Source organism: Arenimonas sp., from assembly GCF_036275555.1.
Taxonomy (GTDB): Bacteria; Pseudomonadota; Gammaproteobacteria; order Xanthomonadales; family Xanthomonadaceae; genus Arenimonas.
On sequence record NZ_DASUDO010000047.1, the window covers coordinates 16489 to 41951 of the forward strand.

Annotated in this window: 21 protein-coding genes; 18 read left to right on the forward strand and 3 right to left on the reverse strand. The window is 69.7% G+C overall.

All coding sequences use genetic code 11. From position 1 onward, the window contains the following. The first annotated feature begins 82 nt into the window (after positions 1–82). The 3 genes from VFV21_RS12465 to VFV21_RS12475 all read left to right on the forward strand — a co-directional run bounded on the left by VFV21_RS12465 (position 83) and on the right by VFV21_RS12475 (position 4298). Positions 83–976, forward strand: a complete 894-nt coding sequence (locus tag VFV21_RS12465) for a tryptophan 2,3-dioxygenase (protein WP_414638581.1) — start codon at positions 83–85, stop codon at positions 974–976. 59 nt (positions 977–1035) lie between these two features. Continuing rightward, a complete protein-coding gene (locus VFV21_RS12470; RefSeq protein ID WP_329669742.1) occupies positions 1036–2625 on the forward strand; it encodes an AbgT family transporter in 1590 nt (529 codons plus the stop codon). A gap of 164 nt (positions 2626–2789) precedes the next feature. Next, entirely contained in the window at positions 2790–4298 is a 1509-nt protein-coding gene (locus tag VFV21_RS12475) for an oligopeptide:H+ symporter (protein ID WP_329669743.1), read from the forward strand. A gap of 83 nt (positions 4299–4381) precedes the next feature. On the opposite strand, the gene VFV21_RS12480 is transcribed toward VFV21_RS12475, so the two are convergent. Together VFV21_RS12480 and VFV21_RS12485 are read right to left on the reverse strand one after the other, a co-directional pair. Next, the gene (locus VFV21_RS12480; protein ID WP_329669744.1) at positions 4382–5635 is read right to left on the reverse strand and encodes a threonine synthase; all 1254 of its coding nucleotides are present in this window, start codon (positions 5633–5635) and stop codon (positions 4382–4384) included. A 118-nt stretch (positions 5636–5753) separates the two neighbouring features. Next, positions 5754–6203, reverse strand: a complete 450-nt coding sequence (locus VFV21_RS12485; RefSeq protein ID WP_329669745.1) for a MarR family transcriptional regulator — start codon at positions 6201–6203, stop codon at positions 5754–5756. Between the two features lie 85 nt (positions 6204–6288). Between VFV21_RS12485 and hppD the strand changes: the two genes are divergently transcribed. The 5 genes from hppD (at position 6289) to maiA (ending at position 11357) form a co-directional block, all read left to right on the forward strand. Further along, the gene (hppD, locus tag VFV21_RS12490; RefSeq protein ID WP_329669746.1) at positions 6289–7389 is read left to right on the forward strand and encodes a 4-hydroxyphenylpyruvate dioxygenase; all 1101 of its coding nucleotides are present in this window, start codon (positions 6289–6291) and stop codon (positions 7387–7389) included. Between the two features lie 139 nt (positions 7390–7528). After that, positions 7529–8821, forward strand: coding sequence for a homogentisate 1,2-dioxygenase (gene hmgA / locus VFV21_RS12495; protein WP_329669747.1), 1293 nt, complete (start codon positions 7529–7531; stop codon positions 8819–8821). After that, entirely contained in the window at positions 8821–9480 is a 660-nt protein-coding gene (locus tag VFV21_RS12500; protein WP_329669748.1) for a hypothetical protein, read from the forward strand. Before hmgA ends, VFV21_RS12500 begins: the two co-directional genes overlap by 1 nt. Positions 9481–9535: 55 nt before the next feature. Further along, positions 9536–10531 carry a fumarylacetoacetate hydrolase family protein gene (locus VFV21_RS12505; protein WP_329669749.1) on the forward strand — a complete coding sequence of 332 codons (996 nt, stop codon included), beginning with the start codon at positions 9536–9538 and terminating at the stop codon, positions 10529–10531. A gap of 151 nt (positions 10532–10682) precedes the next feature. Continuing rightward, positions 10683–11357: a maleylacetoacetate isomerase gene (gene maiA / locus VFV21_RS12510; protein ID WP_329669750.1), complete on the forward strand. Its 675-nt coding sequence runs from the start codon at positions 10683–10685 to the stop codon at positions 11355–11357. Positions 11358–11405: 48 nt separating this feature from the next. On the opposite strand, the gene VFV21_RS12515 is transcribed toward maiA, so the two are convergent. Next, positions 11406–12545 carry a PilT/PilU family type 4a pilus ATPase gene (locus tag VFV21_RS12515; protein WP_329669751.1) on the reverse strand — a complete coding sequence of 380 codons (1140 nt, stop codon included), beginning with the start codon at positions 12543–12545 and terminating at the stop codon, positions 11406–11408. A 136-nt stretch (positions 12546–12681) separates the two neighbouring features. On the opposite strand from VFV21_RS12515, the gene VFV21_RS12520 reads away from it, so the two are divergent. The 10 genes from VFV21_RS12520 (at position 12682) to VFV21_RS12565 (ending at position 25408) form a co-directional block, all read left to right on the forward strand. Beyond that, positions 12682–13014: a DUF4398 domain-containing protein gene (locus VFV21_RS12520; protein ID WP_329669752.1), complete on the forward strand. Its 333-nt coding sequence runs from the start codon at positions 12682–12684 to the stop codon at positions 13012–13014. Continuing rightward, a complete protein-coding gene (locus VFV21_RS12525; RefSeq protein ID WP_329669753.1) occupies positions 13014–13982 on the forward strand; it encodes an OmpA family protein in 969 nt (322 codons plus the stop codon). The genes VFV21_RS12520 and VFV21_RS12525 overlap by 1 nt, the downstream gene beginning before the upstream one ends. Before the next feature lie 375 nt (positions 13983–14357). Continuing rightward, positions 14358–14576, forward strand: a complete 219-nt coding sequence (locus VFV21_RS12530; RefSeq protein WP_034214442.1) for a YdcH family protein — start codon at positions 14358–14360, stop codon at positions 14574–14576. A gap of 171 nt (positions 14577–14747) precedes the next feature. Next, positions 14748–16118, forward strand: coding sequence for a pyridoxal-phosphate dependent enzyme (locus tag VFV21_RS12535; RefSeq protein WP_329669813.1), 1371 nt, complete (start codon positions 14748–14750; stop codon positions 16116–16118). A gap of 28 nt (positions 16119–16146) precedes the next feature. Then, positions 16147–17310, forward strand: coding sequence for a cystathionine gamma-synthase (locus VFV21_RS12540; protein WP_329669754.1), 1164 nt, complete (start codon positions 16147–16149; stop codon positions 17308–17310). Between the two features lie 6 nt (positions 17311–17316). Then, positions 17317–18150 (forward strand): ABC transporter permease, encoded by an 834-nt coding sequence (locus VFV21_RS12545; RefSeq protein ID WP_329669755.1) that lies wholly within the window; start codon positions 17317–17319, stop codon positions 18148–18150. Then, positions 18140–19507 carry an ABC transporter ATP-binding protein gene (locus VFV21_RS12550; protein ID WP_329669756.1) on the forward strand — a complete coding sequence of 456 codons (1368 nt, stop codon included), beginning with the start codon at positions 18140–18142 and terminating at the stop codon, positions 19505–19507. The genes VFV21_RS12545 and VFV21_RS12550 overlap by 11 nt, the downstream gene beginning before the upstream one ends. Beyond that, a complete protein-coding gene (locus VFV21_RS12555) occupies positions 19507–20097 on the forward strand; it encodes a class I SAM-dependent methyltransferase (RefSeq protein WP_329669757.1) in 591 nt (196 codons plus the stop codon). The genes VFV21_RS12550 and VFV21_RS12555 overlap by 1 nt, the downstream gene beginning before the upstream one ends. After that, positions 20094–23174, forward strand: a complete 3081-nt coding sequence (locus tag VFV21_RS12560; protein ID WP_329669758.1) for a glycoside hydrolase family 99-like domain-containing protein — start codon at positions 20094–20096, stop codon at positions 23172–23174. The genes VFV21_RS12555 and VFV21_RS12560 overlap by 4 nt, the downstream gene beginning before the upstream one ends. Then, positions 23171–25408, forward strand: a complete 2238-nt coding sequence (locus tag VFV21_RS12565) for a glycosyltransferase (RefSeq protein ID WP_329669759.1) — start codon at positions 23171–23173, stop codon at positions 25406–25408. The genes VFV21_RS12560 and VFV21_RS12565 overlap by 4 nt, the downstream gene beginning before the upstream one ends. The last annotated feature ends 55 nt before the right edge of the window (positions 25409–25463 follow it).

The window sequence follows — 25463 nt, forward strand, 5'->3', positions numbered from 1 at the left end:
TTTAGCCCATCTCCGGGTCAGAAGCGTGACAACGAAGGCGAGGAAACCCCTCGCGGGGACAGCCCGGGCGTCTTCACATAACATGGACGCCCTGTCCGAAAGCCGCCGACCCCCGATGACCTCGCCCGACAACCTCCGCCCGCTGGAGGACGCCATCACCACCGACCTGCGCGAGCGCCTGACCTACGGCGGCTACCTGCAGCTCGACACCCTGCTGGCCGCCCAGAAGCCGCTCTCCAACCCGGTGCACCATGACGAGATGCTGTTCATCGTCCAGCACCACGTGGCCGAGCTGTGGATGAAGCTGCTGATCCACGAGCTGCGCGCCGCCATCGCCTGCCTGCAGCGCGACGAGCTCGACCCGATGCAGAAGATCCTGGCCCGCGTGAAGCAGGTGCAGCGCCAGCTGAGCGAGCAGTGGTCGGTGCTCGAGACCCTGACCCCCGCCGATTACCTGCAGTTCCGCGACATCCTGGGCCCGGCGTCGGGCTTCCAGTCGCTGCAGTACCGGCTGATCGAGTTCCTGCTGGGCAACAAGAACGCCGGCATGGTGAAGGTGTTCGAGCACGACCCCGCCGCCCGCGCCGCGCTGGCCGGGGTGCTGCACGCGCCCAGCCTGTACGACGAGTTCCTGCGCCACCTGCACCGCCGCGGCCACGCCATCCCGGCCAATTGCGTCGAGCGCGACTGGTCGCAGCCGCACGCGCGCGAGCCCGGCCTGATCCCGGTGTTCAAGGCCATCTACGAGGACACCGACACGCACTGGGAGGCCTACGCCACCTGCGAGCAGCTGGTGGACGTGGAGGGCAGCTTCCAGCTCTGGCGGTTCAGGCACATGAAGACGGTCGAGCGGATCATCGGCTTCCGGCGTGGCACCGGCGGCAGCTCGGGCGTGGGCTTCCTGAAGCAGGCGCTGGAGCTCACTTTCTTCCCGGAACTGTTCGAAGTGCGCACGGTGCTGGGCCAGCCGGGGTGATGCCGGGGCGGGGCAGGGGCTGCTAGCATCCGGCGTCCTTTGATTTCCGGAGCCCATCGATGAGCCAAGCCCCCGCCAACACGCCCGTCGCCCCGCGCGGCTGGGTCGTGCGCGCCCTGGACCGGGTCGAGAAGATCGGCAACAAGTTGCCCGACCCGGCCATCCTCTTCCTGTTGCTGATGGTGGCGGTGTGGATCGTCTCGTGGTGGCTGTCGGGCGTGACGTTCGAGGCCATCGACCCGCGAACGGGCAACCCGATCGTGGTGAAGAACCTGCTCGAGGGCACGGCCCTGACCGGCTTCGCCGCGGCGATGGTCAACACCTTCGTCACCTTCCCGCCGCTGGGCGTGGTGCTGGTGGCGATGCTGGGCCTGGGCGTGGCCGAGCACACCGGCTTCATTTCCGCCGCCCTGCGCGCCGCGCTGACGGTGACGCCGAAGATGCTGCTCACCCCGGCCCTGATCGGCGTGGGCATCCTGAGCCACATCGCGGTGGATGCCGGCTACGTGCTGGTGATCCCGCTGGGCGCCGTGATCTTCTACGCCGCCGGCCGGCATCCGCTGGCGGGCATCGCCGCGGCCTTCGCGGGCGTGTCGGGCGGCTTCTCGGCCACGATGGGCATCCCGAGCAGCCTTGATCCGCTGCTCTCGGGCCTGACCCAGACCGCCGCGCACCTCACCGACCCGACGGTGAGCGTGAACCCGCTCAACAACTTCTTCTTCACCACGGCCTCCAGCGTGCTGATCATCCTGGTCGGCTGGTTTCTCACCGACCGCGTGATCGAGCCGCGCCTGCGCGGGACGCCGGTGGACGGCGATGCGTCGCAGATGCCCAAGCTCGACCCGCTGACGGCGTCCGAGAAGGGCGGCCTGGGCTGGGCCGCGCTGGCCATGGGCGTCACCGCGCTGCTGTTCCTGCTGACGCTGCTGCCCGAGGGCTCGGCCTGGCGCGCGCCCGACGGCACGCCGCTGCTGCCCGGCCAGAGCAACCTGCTGGTGGCGCAGGCGCCGCTGATGCAGTCGATCGTGCCGCTGATCTTCGTGTTCTTCCTGGTGCCCGGCGTGGTCTACGGCCTGGTGTCGGGCTCGGTGAAGTCCCACCGCGATGTCGTGCAGGGCATGGCCAAGGCCATGAGCGGCATGGGCTACTACATCGTGATGGCCTTCTTCTGCGCCCAGTTCATCTGGGCCTTCGGCCAGAGCAACCTCGGTGCGCTGATCGCGGTCGAAGGCGCCGGCGGACTGCGCGCGCTCGGCCTGCCGACCTCGGTGACGCTGATCGGCATCATCCTGCTCACCGCCTCGGTGAACCTGCTGATCGGCTCGGCCTCGGCCAAGTGGGCGCTGATCAGCGCGATCATGGTGCCGATGCTGATGGAGCTGGGCGTCTCGCCCGACCTGACCCAGGCGGCCTACCGCGTGGGCGACTCCACCACCAACATCATCACCCCGCTGCTGCCGTACTTCCCGCTGATCGTGGTGTTCTGCCAGCGCTACGTGAAGTCGTCGGGCATCGGCACGCTGCTCGCACTGATGCTGCCGTACTCGCTCACGCTGCTGGTGACCTGGACCGCCTTCCTGCTGGGCTACTGGGCGCTGGGCTTCCCGCTGGGCTTCGGCGCCAGCTACGAGTACGTCCCGGCCGGCTGAACCGGCGGCCCGGCCCGTTCATTCCGCGGGCCGGGTTTGTGACGATGGTTTGACGGGCGCGGTCCCTTCCGGGTACACCTTGCCGGCCTTCACAGGCCGGCCGGGGCCGGCCGGCCCGGCCTTGCCGGAACCATAACCACAAGAAAACCCAGGGGAGAGATCCAATGAGCGGCGCCGCCACCACGCCTGAATCGGGCGCACCGATTCCGCAGTACAGCCAGTTGCTTGGCCACCCGAAGCCGCTGTGGATGCTGTTCATGACGGAGTTCTGGGAGCGCTTCGCCTTCTACGGCATGCGCTGGGCGCTGGCGCTGTACATCGTGGCGCAGTTCTACGCGGGCGACAGTGCCGGCGAAGCCCCGGCCAGCCGGCTCTACGGCGCCTACCTGGCGCTGGTCTATGCCGCCGCCCTGTTTGGTGGCTACGTCGCCGACAAGATCATCGGCTACCAGCGCTCCATCCTGCTCGGCGCGGTGGTGATGGCGATCGGCCTCTTCATGATCGTCGTTCCGAACGAACTGGTGTTCAAGCTCGGCCTGGCGACGATCATCGCGGGCAACGGCCTGTTCAAGCCGAACATCTCGACCATGGTCGGCCAGCTCTATTCGTCGGGCGATACGCGCCGCGATGCCGGCTTCACGCTGTTCTACATGGGCATCAACGCCGGTGCGTTCATCGCTCCGATCCTGACCGGCTGGCTTGCCGAGCGGATGTTCGGGGGCTCGCCGGAGCTGCCGGCTTACAAGGTCGTGTTCATCGCCTCGGGCATCGGCATGGTGATCAGCCTGATCTGGTTCTGGCTGGGCCGCGACCAGCTCAAGGGCGTCGGCCGGCCGCCGGAGGGTGACGGCGGCAAGCGCAACTTGCTGTACGTCTTCGCCGGCGTGCTGGTCTCCATCCCGGTGATCTACTTCCTGCTCTCTATCGACGCCGGCAACCTGCAGTGGCTGCTGACGGCGCTCTTCGTCGGCCTTTGCGTGCTGATCCTGAGGGAAGGTTTCCGGGATGGCGCGGTGCGGCGCGACATGGCCATCGCGATGCTGATCATCTTCGCGTTCAACGTGCTGTTCTGGATGTTCTTCGAACAGGCCGGAAGCTCGTTCAACTTCCTCGCACAGAATATCGTCGAGCGCGACCTCGGCGGCTGGATCTTCCCGGTCGGCTGGTTCCAGTCCGTGAACTCGCTGGCGATCATCACGCTGGCGCCGCTGGTCGCGTGGATGTGGATCAAGATGGGGAGCCGCAATCCGTCGATCCCGCGCAAGTTCGGTCTCGGCATCATCTTCAACGGGCTGGCGTTCCTGCTGCTGATGTTCGCCCTGTCGAGCCTGGTCGACCCGCAGACGCTGAAGATCCCGTTCTGGACGCTGTTCATGGTCTACGTGATCCAGTCCGTCGGCGAGCTGTTCCTGTCGCCCATCGGCCTGTCGATGGTGACCAAGCTGGCACCGGTGCGCCTGGTCGGCTTCGGCATGGGCGGCTGGTTCCTGTCGACGGCGATCGGCAACAACCTGTCGGGCATCTTCGCCAGCCATGTCAGCGGCGAAACCGGCATGACCGTGGACTCGGCGCTTTCGGGATACACGTTCGGCTTCTGGGTGCTGCTGGGGAGCGGCGTGTTGCTGTTCCTGATCGCGCCCCTGATCCAGAAGCTGATGCACGGCGTCAAGTAAGCGCCGCCACCCGCGACACCCGACGGCGGCCTCCGGGCCGCCGTTTTTTTTCCTGGTACGGCTTTGGCGCTCCTGCCCCGTGGTCAGAGGAGGTGGCGCAGGTCGGGGAGGTATTTCTCGAGCGAGCCGGTGTTGACGGCGACGACGCGCTCGCCGCGGGTGAGCAGGCCGCGGTCGAGCAGCTGCGGCAGCGCGGCCAGGCAGGCGGCGCCTTCGGGGGAGATCCAGTGCCGGCGCTCGCGCCACACCTGCGAAAGTTCGCGGGCGGTGTCGGCTTCCGACACCGCGATCGCGGCGCCGCCGCTGGCGCGGATGATCTGCAGCACGCGGAACTGGCCGACGCCGGCGGGGACGTTCAGGCCGGTAGAAATCGTCGGCCCGGTTTGCGGCAGCGCGTGGGTGTCGTCGGCGCCCGCGTCGAAGGCGCGCACGAGGGGCGTGGTGACTTCGGACTGCACGCAGAACATCTTCGGGCGGCGGGCGTCGATCATCCCGAGCGCCTCGAGTTCGTCGAAGGCCTTCCACATGCCCAGCACGCCGGTGCCGCCGCCGGTGGGGTAGACGATGGCGTCGGGCAGCGACCAGCGGGTTTCGCCCGGCGGCGGCTCGGCCATTTCCAGGCCCAGGGTCTTCTTGCCCTCGATGCGCCAGCCCGGCTCCTGGAAGGTGGCGCAGTTGAACCAGCCGTTGGGCCAGTAGTCGGCCTTCAGTTTGGCGGCGGCCTCGCGGATCGTGCCTTTCACCAGCTCGAGGTGGATGCGGCCCGGGTGCAGGCGGGTCATCGCGGCGACCTGGCCGAGGATGGGCATGGGCGTGTCGTCGGGCATCGCCACCACGACGTCCATGCCGCCGGCGAGCCCGTAGCGCACCAGCGAGTCACCGGCGTTGCCCTGCGTGGGCACCGCCAGGCGGGTGAGGCCGGCGCGGCGCGCCATCGCCACCACCATCGCCATGCCGCGGTCCTTGAAGCTCTGCGTGGGATTGGCGCCGTAGCCGGGGTGGGCGCGGCCTTCATCCTTGAGCTGCAGGCGCAGGCCGGCCGCGCGTGCAACGGCATGGTCGCCGTAGTCGAGCAGCGGGGTGTGGCCTTCGCCCAGCGCGACGATGTGCGCGGCATCGGCGGGGTCGGTGACGTCGAGCGGCATCAGCGCGCCGAACCGCCACATGTCCTTGCGGCGCGGGTCGTACCAGGCGGCGCCGGGCTTCTCACGGGCCAGCCGCTCGAGGTCGAGCACCATCTGCACCGGCCGGCCATCGACCGGATCCAGGTTCATCGGCGGCTCGGCCGGATACTCGACGCCGGAGCCAATGCCCTTCAAGCAACGCAGGTAACCCATCTCTTGATTCCCTCGTCAGAAGCCGAAACCTAATGAACCCGGTTCATTTGCTGCGCGGGCCGCGATGGTGGCTACCGCTGCGGCCAGCAAATGAACCGGGTTCATTTGGTTTCGGGGTTTACTTGGTTTTTTCTTCGGCGGCGCCGAGGAGGTCGACCAGGCGGGCGAGGGCGGTGCGGTCCTCGGCGCTGAGGTTCGACAGCAGGCGGCGTTCGTAGGCTAGCGCGGCCGGTGCGACTTCGGCGTAGACGCGCTGGCCTTCCTCGGACAACTCGAGCACGGAGCGGCGGCGGTCGGCGCCGTGGGTGTCGCGGGTGATCCGGCCGGCCGCCAGCAGGCTGGCCACGGCGCGGCTCACGGCGACCTTGTCCATGGCCGTGCGCTCGGCCAGCTCGCTCGCCGACAGGCCGGGATAGCGGCCCAGCACGGCCAGCAGCCGCCACTCGGTCACGCCCAGGTCGAAGCGCTCGGCGTACAGCCGGGCGATGTCCTGGCTGATCCGGTTCGACAGCACCGAGAGCCGGTAGGGCAGGAAATGTTCGAGGTCCAGGATGTCCCGGTCGGGCATTGCGGCACTGCGCCTTGAAAATGGTTGCAAATGAAACTATAACGGCAGCCTCCCCCATGCAAGCCGCCCCCACCGGAGGACCGCCATGAGCGCCCAGCCCCAGACCCACGCCCCGAACCTCGGCATGAAGCCGACCACCTTCGAGAACCCGATGGGCATCGACGGCTTCGAGTTCGTCGAGTTCGCGGCCCCCGCGGGCAGCCCGATGGACCTGCACGCGATGTTCCGGTCGATGGGCTTCAGCGCCACGCTGCGCCACAAGACCCGCAAGATCACCGTCTACCGCCAGGGCGGCGTCAACTTCCTGGTGAACGAGGACCCGGACAGCTTCGCGGCCGACTTCGCCGCCCAGCACGGCCCCTGCGCCTGCGGCTTCGCGATCCGTTTCACCCAGCCGGTGGCCAAGGTGTTCGACGTGGTGAAGGGCAACGGCGGCCAGGCCATCGACCACAAGCCGGGCACCGGCGCCATCGGCGTGCCGGCGGTGAAGGGCATCGGTGACTGCATGCTCTACCTCGTGCCCTCCGGCGAGGACGCCTACGCCGCCGACTACGAGCTGATCCCGGGCGCCGACCCGAACCCGGCGGGCTTCGGCCTGACCTTCATCGACCACCTCACGCACAACCTCTACTTCGGCAACATGCAGAAGTGGAGCGACTACTACGAGCGCCTGTTCAACTTCCGCGAGATCCGCTACTTCGACATCAAGGGCGTCAAGACCGGCCTCGTGTCGAAGGCGATGACCGCGCCGGACGGCGTCGTGCGCATCCCGCTCAACGAGTCGAACGACCCGAAGTCGCAGATCAACGAATACCTCGACGCCTACAAGGGCGAGGGCATCCAGCACATCGCCTGCTTCACCGACGACATCTACACCACGGTTGAGGCGATGCGGGCGCAGGGCGTGCAGTTCCTCGACACCCCCGACACCTACTTCGACGTGATCGACGAGCGCGTGCCCAACCACGGCGAGGACGTGCCGCGCCTGCGCGCCAACAAGATCCTGATCGACGCCGACCCGGAAACCAAGCAGCGCAAGCTGCTGCAGATCTTCACCCAGAACGCGATCGGCCCGATCTTCTTCGAGATCATCCAGCGCAAGGGCAACGAGGGCTTCGGCGAGGGCAACTTCCAGGCCCTGTTCGAGTCCATCGAACGCGACCAGATCCGCCGCGGCGTGCTTTAAGCGCTTTTCAGCCACAGATGAACACGGATGAACACGGATAGGTCAAGAGCCCGCTTGATTGGCTGCTGGTTTTCCTGCTCCTGATCCGTGTTCATCTGTGTTCATCAGTGGCAAAAAAATCCTTTTCGGAATCCGCCAGATGACCCTTCAGTACCAGAGTGGTTTCGGGAACGAGTTTGCGACGGAGGCCTTGCCGGGGGCGCTGCCGGTGGGGCGGAATTCGCCGCAGCGGGCGCCCTACGGGCTGTATGCCGAGCAGGTTTCCGGCACGGCGTTCACCGCGCCGCGCAGCTGCAACCGGCGCAGCTGGCTGTACCGCATCCGCCCCGCGGCCGGGCACGGCGCCTTCAGCGCGCTGGCGCATCCGCGCTTCCACAATGAATTCGGCCACGGGCCGGTGACGCCCGAGCAGCTGCGCTGGAGCCCGCTGCCGATGCCGGCGGCGCCCACCGACTGGCTCGACGGCCTGTTCACCATGGCCGGCAACGGCGGGCCTTCCGCCGGCGGCATGGGCGTGCACGTTTACGCCGCCAACAAGGACATGGCAGGCCGCTACTTCTACGACGCCGACGGCGAGCTGCTGATCGTGCCGCAGCAGGGCCGGCTGCGCATCGCCACCGAGCTGGGCGTGCTGGAGGTCGAGCCGCAGGAGATCGCGCTGATCCCGCGCGGCCTGCGCTTCGCCGTGGCGCTGCCCGATGGCCAGGCCCGCGGCTACGTGTGCGAGAACTTCGGCGCGATGTTCAAGCTGCCCGACCTCGGGCCGATCGGCAGCAACGGCCTGGCCAACCCGCGCGATTTCCTCGCGCCGGTGGCCGCGTACGAAGACCGCGAGGGCGCCTTCGAGCTGGTGGCCAAGTTCCAGGGCGGCCTCTGGCGCGCCGACATCGACCACAGCCCGCTCGACGTGGTGGCCTGGCACGGCAACTACGCGCCCAGCAAGTACGACCTGCGCCGCTTCAACACCATCGGCTCGATCAGCTACGACCACCCGGACCCGTCGATCTTCCTGGTGCTGCATTCGCCCAGCGACAGCGAGGGCGTGAGCAACATCGACTTCGTGATCTTCCCGCCGCGCTGGCTGGTGGCCCAGGACACGTTCCGGCCGCCGTGGTTCCACCGCAACATCGCCAGCGAGTTCATGGGCCTGGTGCACGGTGCCTACGACGCCAAGGCCGAGGGCTTCGTGCCGGGCGGCGCCTCGCTGCACAACAGCATGAGTGCGCACGGCCCCGACGCGGCCACGTTTGAAAAGGCTTCGAGCGCCGACTTGTCGAAGCCCGACGTGATCCGCGACACCATGGCCTTCATGTTCGAATCCCGGCACGTGATCCGCCCCACCGCCCAGGCGCTGGACGCGGGCCACCGGCAGGCCGACTATCTGCGTTGCTGGCAGGGATTGGCCCGCCACTTCGATCCGGGGGTGCGCTGATGCGGCACGCGAAACACCTTCCTTGCCTCGTGCTGGCGGCGGCCCTGGCCGCGTGCTCGGCCCCGCCGTCCGGCGACACCGAGGCCGACGCCGCGACGCCCGGCCCGACGCCGGCCGCGAGCCCGGCGCCGGCCGCGGCCACCGCGCCCGCGGCGGCGGCGCTCGTGCCGTCCAACGGCCCGCGCGGCGAGCACGATGCCGGGGTGGTCAACTTCCGCGGCTTCGGCCCGGCCAGCTTCGGCGATGGCGAGGAGCGCGTGCGCCAGGCCTGGGGCCGCCCGCTGCAGCCCTACACGCTGACGGGAACCGAGCTTTGCTACTACCTCGAGATGGATCCGCGGCCGGCGCAGGGCGCCGACGAGGCCGTGGCCTTCATGCTGGAAGGGTCGAAGTTCGTGCGCTACGACGTGTACGGCCGCGTGCCGGCGGCGCCGGGCGGCCTCGTGGTGGGTTCGCTGGCCAGCGACGTGCTCGCCACGTTCGGCAGCCGGGTCGAGGAGCAGCCGCACAAATACCTGCCCGGCGGCCGCTACCTGGTCGTCACGCCCGAATACGGAGAGGCGGCGCGCCTGGTGTTCGAGATCGACGCCGAAGGGCGGGTGGTCCAGTGGCGTATCGGCCTGCCGCCGCAGGTTTTCTACGTCGAGGGCTGCGCCTGAGGCGCGGCCGGTGATTGCAACGCGCGCACGCCGCGCCATCAGGGATTGAACGAAGATGAAACTGGGTTCCCTCAAGGAAGGCGGCCGCGACGGCACGCTGGTGGTGGTATCGAAGGACCTGGCGCGCGCGGTGCGCGTGCCCGGCATCGCGCCGACGCTGCAGCGCGCGCTGGAGGACTGGTCGAACGCGGCGCCGCGCCTGAACGGCGTGTACGAGGCCCTCGAAGGCAGCACCGCAGAAACCATCAACGGCGAGCCGGTGTTCGCGGTGGACTTCAGCGTGTTCGCATCGCCGCTGCCGCGCGCCTATGAATTCGTCGACGGCAGCGCCTACCTGCCGCACGTCGCCCGCGTCCGCAAGGCCCGCGGCGCCGAGGTGCCGGAGAGCTTCTACACCGATCCGCTGATGTACCAGGCGGTCAGCGCCGGCTTCTACGGCCCGCGCGATCCGGTGCTGGTGGCCGACGAGGCCTACGGCATCGACCTCGAGGCCGAGGTCGTGGTCGTCACCGACGACGTGCCGCAGGGCGCGACGCCGGCCGAGGCCGCCGGGCACATCCAGCTGATCGGCCTGGTGAACGACGTTTCGCTGCGCAACCTGATCCCGGGCGAGCTGGCCAAGGGCTTCGGGTTCCTGCAGTCCAAGCCGCGCTCGGCGCTGAGCCCGGTGTTCGTGACGCCGGACGAGCTGGGCGAGGCCTGGCAGGGCAACAAGCTGCACCGGCCGCTGCTGACCCACATCAACGGCAAGTGGTTCGGCGCGCCCGAGGCGGGCGTGGACATGCAGTTCGACTTCAGCCAGCTCGTGGCGCACGCGGCCAAGACCCGCCCGCTGTCGGCCGGCACCATCGTCGGGTCCGGCACGGTGGCCAACGAGGACACTTCGCTGGGCGCCAGCTGCTTCGCCGAGCAGCGCACGGTCGAGGCCCTGCGCGACGGCAAGCCCAGCACGCCCTTCATGTCCTTCGGCGACACCGTGCGCATCGAGATGCTCGATGCCGCTGGCGCCTCGATCTTCGGCGCCATCGAACAGCGCATCGCCAAGGCCTGACGCCCCCTGTAGGAGGGACTTCAGTCCCGATGCTTTTCGGCGAAGGGCATCGGGACTGAAGTCCCTCCCACAAGGGCTTGGGCGGGGGTATGCTGTGGGAACAAGACCCGGCGCCAGCCGGGCCGCGAGCCAGAGGGAAGGGGACGGTCGCATGAGCGCGGGAAACATCCGGCTTTATTCGTACTGGCGTTCCAGCGCCGCCTACCGCGTGCGCATCGCGCTCAACCTCAAGGGCCTGCCCTTCGAGACCATGCCGGTGCACCTGCTGCAGGACGGCGGCCAGCAGCACACGCCCGAGTTCAACGACCTCAACCCGCAGGAGCTGGTGCCGGTGCTGATGCACGGCAACCGCATCCTGCGCCAGTCGATGTCCATCATCGAATACCTCGACGAGACCTGGCCGACCCCGCCGCTGATGCCCGCCACCGCGCGCGAGCGCCAGCGCGTGCGCGCCATCGCCCAGATGATCGCCTGCGACATCCACCCGCTGAACAACCTGCGGGTGCTGCAGTTCATGGACAAGACCTGGAACGTGCCGCAGGCCGAGCGCGACACCTGGACCCGGCACTGGATCAAGGTCGGCCTGGACGCGGTGGAGGACACGCTGTGCGACAACCCGTCCACCGGCGACTTCTGCGACGGCGAACAGCCCACCCTGGCCGACTGCTGCCTGGTGCCGCAGGTCTTCAACGCCGAGCGCTTCGGCGTCGACATGGCGCCCTACCGCACCATCCGCCGGATCGTGCAGAACTGCATGGCCATGGATGAGTTCAGGAACGCGCGGCCGGAGAACCAGCCGGACGCGCCGGCCGCGGGCGGCAACTAGGCGCGCGGGGAAGCGCCGGGCGACCAGCGGCCGCCCCGGCGGGCCGGCTCAGTAGCCGGCGGTGGCGTTCTCGTTGCCCGGGCCGCCGCCGCCGTACATGTCGGCATACGGGTCGTGCTCGCCGGTCGCGCCTTCCGAGAGGCGGATCTTCAGGGCCAGGCCATCGCGCGAGTCGGCCTTGCGCAGCGCCTCCTCCAGCTCGACCTTGCCTTCCTTGTACATGCGGAACAGGGCCTGGTCGAAGGTCTGCATGCCCGCTTCGAGCGACTTGTCCATCGCGTCCTTGATCTCGTGCACCTCGCCGCGGCGGATGAGGTCGCGGATCATCGGCGTGTTGATCAGGATCTCGGCCGCCGGCAAGCGCTTGCCGTCCTTTCCGACCACTAGGCGCTGGCTGATGATGGCCTTGAGGTTCAGGGCGAGGTTCATCAGCACGTTCTTGTGGGCCGACTCCGGGAAGAAGTTCAGGATGCGGTCCAGGGTCTGGTCGGCGTTGTTCGAGTGCAGCGTGGCCATGCACAGGTGGCCGGTCTCGGCGAAGGCGATGGCCGATTCCATGGTGACGGCGTCGAGGATCTCGCCGATCAGGATGACGTCCGGCGCCTCGCGCATGGCGTTCTTGAGCGCGTTGTGGAAGGCGTGGGTGTCCAGGCCGACCTCGCGCTGGTTCACGATCGACTTCTTGTGCTTGTGCAGGAACTCGATCGGGTCCTCGATGGTGAGGATGTGGCCGGTGTTGTTGGCGTTGCGGTGGTCGATCATGGCCGCGAGCGTGGTGGACTTGCCCGAGCCGGTGGAGCCGACCACCAGCACCAGGCCGCGCTGCTCCATCACGATGTCCTTGAGCACCGGCGGCAGCTTGAGCTGGTCGATGCTGGGGATCTCGGACTTGATGGCGCGGATGACCATGCCCACTTCGCCGCGCTGCTTGAACACGTTGACGCGGAAGCGCCCGGTGTCCTTCACGGCGATGGCCATGTTGTACTCAAGGTCGCGCTCGAACGCGGGCACCTGGCCCTCGTCCATCAGCGAATAGGCGATCTTCTTGACCATGCCGGCCGGCAGGCCGGTGTTGCCGAGGGGGTAGAGCTTGCCCTCGACCTTGATGTAGACGGGCGCGCCGGTGGTCAGGAACATGTCCGACGCGTTCTTTTCCGTCATCAGCTTCAGGAAATAGCCGATGTCCATGTGCGTATCCTTGGATTCCCCGTTCCTAACCGTTGGGCGGGCCCCGGACGGCTACAATGGCCTGCGTCCCTTTGCCCACCTGCGAGATCGCCTTATGACATTATCCTCGCTAAAAATCCATCACGCGCTCGCGCTTTTGCTGCTTGCGTCAAGCTCCGGGGCCTTCGCCCAGGACAGCGCCGAACTGCTGGCCGCCGAAGCCGCCGTCGCCGCCGCCGAACGCGCCCAGCCACGCGGTGACGCCGCCGCCCTGCTCGCCGACGCCCGGGCCCAGCTTCAGGCGGCCCGCGACGCGCACGTGCGCCGCAAGCGCCAGGACGCCCTGCACCTGGCCCAGTCGGCCGAGGCCACCGCCGACCTGGCGCGCGCCCGCGCCGCGCTCAACGCCGCCCGCGCCGACGTCGACAGCAAGTCGGCCCGCAACGCCGACCTGCGCCGCCGCCTGCTGGTCAACGGAGGACGCCGCTGATGCGCCCCTTCCCGATCCCCTTCCTGTCCTGCGTCCTGCTGGCCGCGCTGCTGGCCGCGCCCGCCGCCGTCCACGCCCAATCCGCGGCCGAGCACGAGCAGGCCGTCGCCCGCCTGGTCGCCGACCTGCGCGGCCTCGAGTCCGACCCCTCGCTGGCCGATCTCGCCGGGCTCGAGCGCCTGAAGGCCCGCCAGGCCGTCGCCGCCGCCCAGGAGGCCAAGCGCCGCGACCGGGCCCACAGCGTGCGCATCGCCGACCTGCGCATCGCCGCCGCCCGCGCCGCGGCCGAGGCCGACCTGCTGGCCGGCCAGTCGCAGCAGCTCGACCGCGAGCGCGACCAGATCATGATCGAGGCCAGCCAGCGCGAGGCCGAACAGGCCCGCCGCGAAACCGAGCGCCTGCGCCTGCAGAGCCTGGCCCGCGAGGAGGCGATCCAGCGCGAGCTCGAGGCCACCGCCGCGGCCCAGACCATCGCGCTGGAAGCGGCCGAAGCCGAGACTGCGCAGGCCCGCAAGCTGGCCCAGGCCCGCGCCCGCGAGGCCGAGCTGGCGCGCAAGGAGGCCGAGCTGGCCGCCGCGGTCGCCGGCGGCGACATCACCGACGCGCCGGCGCCGCCGTCGCGCCGCGAGGGCGGGCGCACCATCTACACGCTGGCGGGCAACGCTTTCGGCAGCGGTAGCGCCAGCCTCACCGCCCAGGCACAGGCCAGCCTGCGCACGCTGGCGGATTCGCTGCCCGCGGGCGGCGCGATCCGCATCGAGGGCCACACCGACAGCCAGGGCGCGGATGCCGCGAACCAGGCGCTGTCGAAGCGACGCGCCGACGCGGTGCTGCGCGCGCTGCAGGAGGCGGGCGTGTCCGCCGGCCGGCTCAGCGCCAGCGGCAAAGGCGAGGCCAGCCCGGTCGCCGACAACGCCAGCGCCGACGGCCGCGCACGCAACCGGCGGGTCGAGATCATCGTGGAATGACAGCAGGATCAATCACTTGGCGCATTCAGCGAAGTCTTCACTTCACTAAGTGATTGAATCCAAAGGCCCCGCCGCGGGCCCCGGAAGCCCCCGTGCAGCGGGGGCTTTCCTTTTCCAGTCAATGGGTTATCGAGAGGCTTGCGACCCCGAAAACGGGGGAGTAGGTTCAAAGCCCCGGTGGCGCTTCGTCGCCGGGACCACCGAGCCAGGCCGATGAAAGCAGACCTCGCCCCCGCCGAGCGCACGTCCCCCCGCGATGGGGTGGGTCGGTCGCTCGGGGGCGCCGCCCGCGAAAGCGACCTGACCTTTGTCTCAATCCGCCACGCCTCGTCCTTCCCGGCCGGGGCGTTCGCGTTTCTGGAGGAGGTCAATCCGATGTTTGAAGGGCAACCGCAAAGCGAACTTGATGCGCTCATGAAGAGCGACCCGGAATTCCGCCAGCTCTACCACCGGCACCGCGAGCTGGACAAGCAGGTGCTGGATGCCGAGTTGGGCGTGCTACCGCTGGACGACACCACGCTGGGGCGCATGAAGAAGGAAAAGCTCAACGCCAAGGACCGGCTGACCCGCATGTTCGACACGCGACGACACTGAGTTCCCGCTGCGGCGGCGGCGGCCCACCTCGTCGGGTCGCCGCCGCCCGCATTTACCAGCTGATTTTTTCCCTATGGCCCCCCGGCGCAGCGCGCGCGGACAAGGGGCGGGCCAAGGGCCCGGGCTGCTAGAATCCCCGGCCGGCGCTCCCGCCGCATGCCCCTGATTCCCATGACGGTCCAGCAAAGCGTCCTCCAACTGATCGGCGACACCCCGATCGTCAAGGCCCGCCATCTCGATGCCGGCCCCTGCGAGCTGTACCTCAAGCTCGAGTGCATGAACCCCGGGGGCTCGATCAAGGACCGCATCGGCCTGAAGATGATCGAGGCGGCCGAGGCGCGCGGCGACCTCAAGCCCGGCGCCACCCTGGTCGAGGGCACCGCCGGCAACACCGGCATCGGCCTGGCCCTGGTGGCCCAGCAGAAGGGCTACAAGCTGCTGCTCGTGGTCCCCGACAAGATGAGCCGGGAGAAGATCTTCAACCTGCGCGCCATGGGCGCCGAGGTCATCCTCACCCGTTCGGACGTGGCCAAGGGCCATCCCGAGTACTACCAGGACATGGCCGAGCGCATCGCCCGCGAAACCCCGGGCGGCTACTTCATCAACCAGTTCGGCAACCCGGACAACCCGGCGGCGCACGAGCAGGGCACCGGCCCGGAGATCTGGGCGCAGATGGACGGCGACATGGACGCCATCGTCTTCGGCTGCGGCAGCTCGGGCACCATGACCGGCCTCTCGCGCTTCTTCGCCAAGGCCGCGCCGCACGTCGAGCTGGTGCTGGCCGACCCGGTCGGCTCCATCCTCACCCAGTACATCAACGAAGGCGTGCTGAGCACGAAGTCGGGCAGCTGGCTGGTCGAGGGCATCGGCGAGGACTTCCTGCCGCCGATCTCCGACTTCTCGCGCGTGAAGAAGGCCTACGCCATCACCGACAAGGAAAGCTTCCTCGCCGGCCGCGAGCTGCTGATGAAGGAAGGCGTGCTGGGCGGCAGCTCCAGCGGCACCCTGCTGGCCGCGGCGCTGAAGTACTGCCGCGAGCAGACCACGCCCAAGAAGGTGGTGGTGTTCGTCTGCGACACCGGCAACAAGTACCTGTCGAAGATGTACAACGACTACTGGATGCTGGACAACGGCTTCCTCGAGCGCCCGGTGCACGGCGACCTGCGCGACCTGATCCTGCGCCCCTACGCCCAGCGCGACACCGTGGTCGTGTCGCCCACCGACACGCTGCAGGTGGCCTACCAGCGCATGAAGATGTACGACGTCTCGCAGCTGCCGGTGATGGACGGCGACGCCATCGTCGGCATCGTCGACGAGTCCGACGTGCTGATGCACGTGTTCGGCCGCGACGAGAAGTTCAAGGAGCCGGTGGCCACGGCCATGGTGCGCAAGCTCGACAAGCTCGACGTTACCTCGCCGATGGCCGCGCTGCTGCCGGTGTTCGACCGCGGCCACGTCGCGATCGTGATGGACGACCAGAAGTTCCTGGGCCTGATCACCCGCATCGACCTGCTCAACTACCTGCGCCGCCGCGCGCAATAACCCGAATTTTAAGGACGCCAAGCCCCCCATGAGCGACCCCAAGCATTCCGGCCTCGGCACCCGCGCGATCCACGCCGGCCAGTCGCCCGACCCCAGCACCGGCGCGGTGATGACGCCGATCTACGCCACCTCGACCTACGTGCAGGCCAGCCCCGGCGTGCACCAGGGCTTCGAGTATTCGCGCAGCCACAACCCGACGCGCTTCGCCTACGAAGCCTGCGTGGCCTCGCTCGAGGGCGGCACCCGCGGCTACGCCTTCGCCTCCGGCCTGGCGGCCACGTCCACCGTGCTCGAGATGCTCGACAGCGGCGACCACGTGGTCTGCATGGACGACGTCTACGGCGGCACCTACCGCCTGTTCGAGCGCGTGCGCCGGCGCAGCGCCGGCCTCGACTTCAGCTTCGTCGACCTCGACGACATGGCCGCGGTCGAAGCCGCCGTCACCCCGAAGACCAAGCTGATCTGGTGCGAGACCCCGACCAACCCGATGCTCAAGCTCGTGGACATCGCCCGGCTCGCCGAGTTCGCGCGCAAGCGCGGCATCTGGCTGGCGGTCGACAACACCTTCAGCTCGCCCATCCTGCAGCGTCCGCTCGAGCTGGGCGCGCACCTGGTGATGCACTCGGCCACCAAGTACCTCAACGGCCACTCCGACATGGTCGGCGGCATGGTGGTGGTGGGCGATGACGCCGCCATCGCCGAGAAGTTGACCTTCCTGCAGAACGCGGTGGGCGGCATCCAGGGCCCGTTCGACAGCTTCCTGGCGCTGCGCGGCCTCAAGACCCTGCACCTGCGCATGAAGGCGCACTGCGACAACGCGATGGCGCTGGCGTCGTGGCTCGAGACGCACCCCGCCATCGACAAGGTGATCTACCCGGGCCTGGCCTCGCACCCGCAGCACGCGCTGGCCAAGCGCCAGATGCACGGCTTCGGCGGCATGATCTCGGTGTACGTGAAGGGCGGCGGCGACGCCGCGCGCCGGTTCATGGAGCGCTGCAAGCTGTTCGCGCTGGCCGAGTCGCTGGGCGGCGTGGAGAGCCTGGTCAACCACCCGGCCATCATGACCCACGCCTCGGTGCCGCCCGAGCGGCGCGCGGCGCTGGGCATCACCGACAACCTGGTGCGCCTGAGCGTCGGCGTCGAGGACCTGGAAGACCTGCGCGCGGAACTGGACGCCGCCCTGCGCGGCTGACCGACGATGAATCCGCATTCCAAGCACGCCACCTCCCTGGCGTCGGCCGCGCGGTCGCTGGCGTCGCACGCCCGCCTGCTGCGCGACCTCACCTGGCGCGAGATCAGCGGCCGCTACCGCGGCTCGGTGCTGGGCATCACCTGGTCGGTGCTGACGCCGCTGATGATGCTGGCCGTCTACACCTTCGTGTTCTCCGTCGTGTTCGGCGCGCGCTGGTCGGCGGCGGCGGTGCCGGCCGGCAAGTTCGACTTCGCGCTGTTCGTGTTCGTCGGCGTGCTGCTGCACGCCATCGTGGCCGAGGCCATCACCCGCGCGCCGAGCCTGGTGCTGGGCAATGCCAACTACGTCAAGAAGGTGATCTTCCCGCTCGAGCTGCTGCCGGCGACGGTGGTGGGCGCGGCGGCGTTCCATTCGCTGGTCGCGCTGGCCATCCTGCTCGCGGGCGTGGTGCTGCTGGGCGGTGGCCTGCACTGGACGGTGCTGTGGATGCCGGCGCTGATGCTGCCGCTGCTGCTGCTGGCGCTGGGCCTGGCCTGGGGGCTGGCGGCGCTGGGCGTCTTCCTGCGCGACACCGGCCAGGTCACCGGCGTGCTGGCCACGGTGCTGATGTTCATGGCGCCGGTGTTCTACCCGGTGTCGGCGCTGCCGGAAGGCCTGCGCGACTGGCTCTACCTCAATCCGCTGACCTTCGTGATCGAACAGTCGCGCGAGGTCATCTTCGCGGGGCAGGGGCCGGACCTGGCCCTGCTCGGTGTGTTCTGGGTCGTGGCGCTGGTGGTGGCGCAGGCCGGCTTCTGGTTCTTCCAGAAATCACGCAGTGGGTTCGCCGATGTCCTCTGACGCGCGCATCGACGCCGAGCCGGCGATCCTGGTCGAGGGCGTGGCCAAGTGCTACCAGATCTACGCCCGGCCGCAGGACCGCCTGCGCCAGGCCGTGCTGCCGCGCGTGCGCGAGCACCTGGGCTTCGCGCCGAAGCAGTACTTCAGCGAGTTCTGGGCGCTGCGCGACATCGGCTTCCGGATCGAGCGCGGCGAGACCGTCGCCATCATCGGCAAGAACGGCTCCGGCAAGTCCACCCTGCTGCAGGTGATCTGCGGCACGCTGACGCCCACCGCCGGCGAGGTGCGCGTCAACGGCCGCATCGCCGCGCTGCTGGAGCTGGGCAGCGGCTTCAACCCCGAGTTTACCGGCCGCGAAAACGTCTACCTCAACGGTTCGGTGCTGGGGCTGACGCGCGCCCAGGTGGACGAACGCTTCGAGGCCATCACCGCCTTCGCCGACATCGGCGAGTTCATCGACCAGCCGGTCAAGACCTATTCCAGCGGCATGTACGTGCGCCTCGCCTTCGCGGTGATCGCCAACGTTGACGCCGACGTGCTGGTGGTGGACGAGGCGCTGGCGGTCGGCGACGTGTTCTTCGCGCAAAAGTGCATGCGCTTCCTGCGCCAGTTCCAGGAGGGCGGCGGCACCCTGGTGTTCGTCAGCCACAGTTCGGCCGCGGTGGTGAACCTGTGCCGGCGCGCGATCTGGCTCGAGAAGGGCCACGTCGTGATGGATGGCCCGGCCAAGGACGTGTCCGAGGCCTACCACGCCAAGTCCTACGGCATGGACGTGGCCGCGCGGGCGGCCGACGACGACGCCGGCCACGAGGACGTGGCGGACGCGGAAATCACCGACGCCAGCACGATGAAGGTGTTCCGCTTCAACCCCGGCGCCGCCGCCTTTGGCGACGGTCGCGCGCGCATCACGTCGGTCGCGCTGCTGGCCGCCGACGGCCGGCGGTTGTCGCGGGTCGAGGGCGGCGAGCAGGTGCGCCTGCAGGTGGACGCCGTGGCCAACGACGACCTCGCCAGCCCGGTCGTCGGGTTCTTCCTCAAGGACCACCTGGGCCAGCACCTGTTCGGCACCAACACCTACCTGCGCGGCCAGGGTCCGCGCCCGCCCGCGGCGGCCGGCCAGCGCCTGCGCGCCGAGTTCGCCTTCCGGATGCCCTGGCTGCCGGTGGGCAAGTACAGCTTCGATGTCGCCCTCGCGGACGGCACCCATGCCGAGCACGTCCAGGCCGCCTGGGTCTTCGACGGCCTGGTGATCGAATCGATCACCAGCTCGGTGGCCACCGGCCTCGTAGGCCTGCCTTATCATTCGGTCACGTTGGTCTCGGGGGACGCCGACGGATCCGGAACACGGAGTAGTTGATGCACAAGAGTTCCTACCAGCACATGCAGCGCCTGGTCTCGACCCACCTGGCCCCCGGCCGCGCGCTGAAGGTGGTCGACATCGGCTCCTACGACGTCAACGGTTCCTACCGGACGCTGTTCACGGACCCGGGCTGGCACTACACCGGCGTCGACCTCGAGGCCGGCCCCGGCGTGGACGTGGTGCTGTCCTCGCCCTACCGGCTGCCCTTCGCCACCGGCTCGGTGGACGTGGTGGTGTCCGGGCAGGCGTTCGAGCACATCGAGCACTTCTGGATGACCTGGCTGGAGATGCACCGCGTGCTCAAGCCCGGCGGCCTGGTGTTCCTGATCGCGCCCTCGCGCGGCCCCGAGCACCGCTACCCGCAGGACTGCTGGCGCTTCTATCCCGATGGCTACCGCGCGCTGGCGAAGCTCGGCGGTTTCGAGATGGTCGAGGTCCACACCGACTGGGAGCCGCACGAAGACATCGGCAGCGCGCCCTGGGGCGACACCGTCGGCGTGTTCCGCGCGCGCGGCATGGGCTGGCGCCAGCGCTTCGGCTATTGGCTGGCCCGCGTCGGGCTGGGCATGCAGGAGTCGCGTGCATGAGCGGGGTCACGGTCACCGGCAGTCTGTCGATGGTGCCCGAGGACCTGCTCCCCAGCGCCTGGACCGGGCACGTGCCGTTCGCGTTCTGGCTGGTGGAGGCCCTGCGGCCCGCCATCCTGGTCGAGCTCGGCACCCACAACGGCACCTCCTTCCTGGCCTTCTGCCAGGCGATCAAGGCGCACGGCGCGCCGACCAAGGCCTTCGCCGTGGATACCTGGCAGGGCGACGAGCAGGCCGGCCACTACGGCGACGAAGTGCACGACCGCCTCGAGCGCGTGGTGCTGGCCAAGTACGCCGGCTTCGCGCAGCTGATGCGCATGCTGTTCGACGATGCCGCGCCGTATTTCTCCGACGGCAGCATCGACCTGCTGCACATCGACGGCTTGCACACCTACGAGGCCGTGAGCCACGACTTCGAGACCTGGCTGCCGAAGCTGTCGCGCCGCGGCGTGGTGATCTTCCACGACACCATGGTGCGCGAGCGCGAGTTCGGGGTCTGGCAGCTCTGGGAAGAGCTGCGCGGGCGCTACCCGTCGTTCGAGTTCAAGCACACCCACGGCCTGGGCGTGCTGCTGGTGGGTGACCAGGTGCCGGCGGCGCTGCGGTCGCTGGCCGGCGTGTCGGGCACGCCGGACGAAGTGGTCGTCTCGAACCTGTTCCATGCCCTGGGCCAGCGGTTCGCGCTGCTCGATCGCTTCGCGCAGGTCGAGGCGCGCACCGCCGAGGCGGTGCAGCACGCGGCCAACTACAAGCTGATGTTCGAGAACGCGGACAGCAGCCTGCGCCACGCGATGGACAGCTTCGGCGCGCAGCTCGAGTCGCGGCGCCTGGAGGTGGAGTCGGCCTCGGCCCAGATCGCCGGCCTGATGGCCGCGCTCGACGCGATCCGCGCCGAGCTGCGGGTGAACCTGTCGCTCGCGCGCGAGCGCCTCGGCCTGGCGGCCTCCGCGCAGGACGCGGCCGAACCCGCGCAGGCGCTGTCCGCCTTCCTCGAGGACCTGCGCCTGCACCGCGCGGCCGCCGACGACGCGGGCCGGGCCGAAAAGGAGGCCACGCGATCCGTTTTCGACGCCGAACTGGCGTCCAGGTTGTCCACGTCGCTCGAGGCCTTCGAAGCCGAGCGGCAGTCGCTGCTGCAGGCCCGCGTCGGCGCGGAGGCCGGGCTGGCCTCGGCGCTGGAACGGCTGGAGCAACTCCAGGTGCGCAGCGAGCAGGCGCTGGCCGCGGCCGGCCAGCGGCTCGAGGAGCAGCTGGCGGCGGCGCGCGCGGCATTCGAGGCGGAACAGGACGCCACCCGCTCCCGGCACGCCGCCGAGGCTTCGGAACTGCGTGCGCGCCTGGCGTCGGAGTCGGCCCTGCGCGCCGGCATCGAATCCGAAGCCCAGGGCCTGAAGGGTCGCCTGGACGCGGAGCTGGCGAACGCGGCGCGCCTGGCGGCGGAGTCGAACGAAGTGCGCGGGCGCCTGGACGCGGAGATCGCCCTGCGCTCCCGCCTGGAAGCCGAAGCCGCCGCCGCGCTCGCCCGGCACGAGGCCGGCATGCAGGCCCTGCGCGCGCAGGGCGAGGCCGACCTCGCCGCCGCGGACGCCGCGACCCGCCGGCTCGCCACGGCCCATGAGGCCGCGCTGGCGGCAGTCCGCGCCGATCTTCGCGACCGGGAGTTCCAGCTGCGCGACCTGCGTTCGCAGCTGGAGCTGCGCGAGCGTGAAGTCCAGCAGCTGGTGGCGAGCAAGAGCTGGCGCATCACTGCCCCCATCCGCTGGCTGCGCGGCGCCTGGACGTCCCTGCGGACGGGGCGCCCCGCGCCGCGGTACGACGCCATGCTCGACGTGCCCGCGGCGGCCGATGGCCGGGGCGGCATCGCGACGCCGGCGCTGGCACACGCCGGTGCCGGCGAAGTGTTGGCCGGCTACCTCGGGGATTTGTTCGCGGATCCGCAGTCCCGCCGCGCGCCGGACTACCGCGGCCCCGAGACGGCGCCCACGGCACCGCCGGCCGCGCTGCGCGCCAAGGCGATCGCGTTCTACCTGCCGCAGTTCCACGCCTTCCCGGAGAACGAGGCCTGGTGGGGTCCCGGCTTCACCGAGTGGACCAATGTCACCCGCGCGGTGCCGCAGTTCGTCGGCCACGAGCAGCCGCAGCTGCCGTCGGACCTGGGCTTCTACGACCTGCGCGTTCCCGGGGTGATGCAGCGCCAGGTCGCGCTGGCGCGCCTCTATGGCATCCACGCGTTCTGCTTCCACTACTACTGGTTCGGCGGCAAGCGCCTGATGGAAGCGCCGCTGGAAAGCTTCCTGGCGCAGCCCGATATCGATTTCCCCTTTTGCCTGTGCTGGGCGAACGAGAACTGGACCCGGCGCTGGGACGGTCGCGACGACGAGGTGCTGATCTCGCAGGAGCATGGGCCGGAGAACGACCTGGCTTTCATCCGGGACCTCGGGCGCTACCTGCGCGACCCGCGCTACCTGCGCATCGATGGCCGGCCACTGGTGGTCGTCTACCGCGCGTCGCTGTTGCCCGATGCGGCGGCGACCGTGGCGCGCTGGCGCGATTACTGCCGCGAGGCGGGCATCGGCGAAATCTTCGTGGCCATGGTGCAGTTCGACGCCGAGGACCCGACGCCGTTTGGTTTCGACGCCGCGATGGAGTTCCCGCCGCACAAGCTGTCCAACGGCTTCAAGCGCATCAACGAGGCGCTGGACGTGGTCAACCCGGGGTACCAGGGCAGCGTCTTCCACTACCAGTCCATCGTCGACAGCGCGAAGGCATGGCCGGACCGGGGCTTCCCGCTCATCCGCGCCGTGTTCCCGGGCTGGGACAACGAGGCGCGGCGCCCGGGCAAGGGCTACACCTTCGCCTTCTCGACCCCCGAGCGCTACCGGGACTGGCTCGCCGCCGCGGTGGCCTACGCCGAGCAGCACCCGGTGGCCGGGGAGAAGATCGTGATGATCAACGCCTGGAACGAGTGGGCGGAGGGCGCGAAGCTGGAGCCGGATTCCCGCCACGGGCACGCGTACCTGCACGCGACCCGCCAGGCGCTGGCGTCGGACCCGGCGGGCGACGGATCCGGCGCGTGAACGAGCGCCGCCCCGGCACCGTGGAGACGCTGCTCCGCGGCCTTTACCTTTTGCTTCCGTTCGGATGGGACGCGCGGCTGCGGATCAAGCGCGCGCTGTTCCGCGCCCTGGGGCCGCTGCTCGCGGGCTCCGACGCCCATCGCCGCTGGCGCGAGGACGAGGCGCGGCGCGCGGCCGAGGCCGCGCTCGCGCAGTCCGAAGCCGCGATCGCCGGGCTCACGTCGCGGCCGCTGCAGCGCCGCGCAAGGCGGCCGGGCGCGCCGGCCGGCGCCGACGACGCGCCCGCGCCCTCGGGCTACGGGCGCCGCCACGGCCTGTCGATCGTGCTGGTGGTGCATGACGCGCATCCGCACGGCGCGCAGTACCTGGCGCTGAACCTGCTGGCCGAACTGGTGCAGGGGCTCGGGCTGTCGGTCCGGGTGGTGCTGCTGGGGCCCGGGCCGCTGGAGGCCGCGTTCCGCGAACTGGCGCCCGTGGACCGGCTCGATGCCGGTGATGCCGAGGCCGTGCAGCGGCTGGCGGCCTCGCTGCACGCCGCGGGCCATCGCGCCGCGCTCGCCAATTCGCTGGTGTCGGGCCGGATCGTGCGCGCGCTGGCCGAGGCCGGCCTGCGCGTGGTCACGCTGGCGCACGAGATGCCGGGCCTGGTGCTGGCGCAGGGACTCGAGCAGGCGCTGCAGGACGTGGTCGCGCATTCCGCGCGGGTGGTGGTGCCTGCCCCGGAAGTGGCCGAGGGACTGCGCCGGTTCGCGGATCCGGCGGCGGTCGATGCCCGCTGCGTGATGCGGCCGCAGGGCCTTTACGTGGTCAGCCCGAATTACGGTGGCCGCGGCCGCGGGATGGCGGCGCGACGGCTGCGCGAGCGGCTCTCGCTGGCGGCCGACACCCGCATCGTGCTGGCGGTGGGCTACGCCGATGCGCGCAAGGGCGTCGACCTGTTCGCGGAGGTGATCGAGCGGCTGGCCGCGCGCGACCCGCGCGTGCATGGCGTCTGGGTTGGCCACCAGGATGCCGCCCAGCGCGCCGCCGCGATGGCGCGGCTCGAGCGCGCCGGCCTGGCCGGCCACCTGCATTTCGCCGGCCTGGATTTCGACACCGACGATTTCTATGCGGGAGCGGACGCCTACGCGCTGACCTCGCGCGAGGACCCCTTCCCGTCGGTCCTGCTCGAAGCCCTGTCGGTCGGCACGCCGGCGGTGGCCTTCGCCGGCACGGGCGGCGGCGCGGGGCTGTTGGCGCGGATCGGCTCGGCCACGGTGCCCGGCTTCGACACCGCGGCCTTCGCCGACGCCATCGCCGCCTTGCTGCAGGACCCGGCCCTGCACGCGCACCAGGCGGCGCGCGGGATCGCCGTGGTCGAGCAGGAATTCTGCTTCCGTCGCTATGCGATGGATCTTCTGGACCTGGCCGGGGTCGCCATCCCGCGGGTGTCGGTGGTGGTGCCGAACTACAACTACGCCGGCTACCTGCGCGCCCGGCTGGCGTCGATCGCGGGCCAGGACCTGCCGGTGTACGAGATCATCGTGCTCGACGACGCCTCGACCGACGGCAGCGCCGAAAGCCTGCGCGACCTGCGCGCGGGCATCACGCCGGTGCCGCGCCTGCACCTGGCCAGCGTCAACGGCCGGTCGGTGTTTCGCCAGTGGGCGAACGGCGTGGCGATGGCGCACGGCGACTACGTCTGGATCGCCGAGGCGGACGATCTCTCGACGCCGGCCTTCCTCGAGACGCTGGTCACGCCGATGCAACAGGACGCCTCCATCGTGATGGCTTACTGCCAGTCGCGGCCGATCGACTCGGAGGGCCGGGTGCTGGCGCCGGACTACGCGGACTGGACGCGCGACCTGTCGCCGACCCGCTGGACCGCGCGCTACGTCGCCACCGGCGGGGAGGAGGCACGGGCCGGGCTGGGCCTGCGCAACACGATCCCGAACGTGAGCGCGGTGGTGTTCCGCCGCGAGGTCCTGGCGAAGGTGCTGGGGGAGCACCTGGGGGAAATCGTCGCATTGACGACGGCGGGCGACTGGGTCACTTATCTGCAGGTCCTGCAGCACGGCCGCATCCTGTTCGACCCCACGCCCTGCAACCTACACCGCCGCCACCGCGACAGCGTGGTCGCCGGCCAGGATGCGCAGGCGCACGCGCGCGAGGTGGAGGCGGCGCGGGCGTTGGCGCGGCGCCTGCACGGGCTGGACGCGCCGGCAACAAACCAAGAATTGATCAAAGGGTTTTGATGATGAGTGAGTGCGTGCAAGGCGGGAAATCGACCAGGCTCTGCCTGCTGGTGCC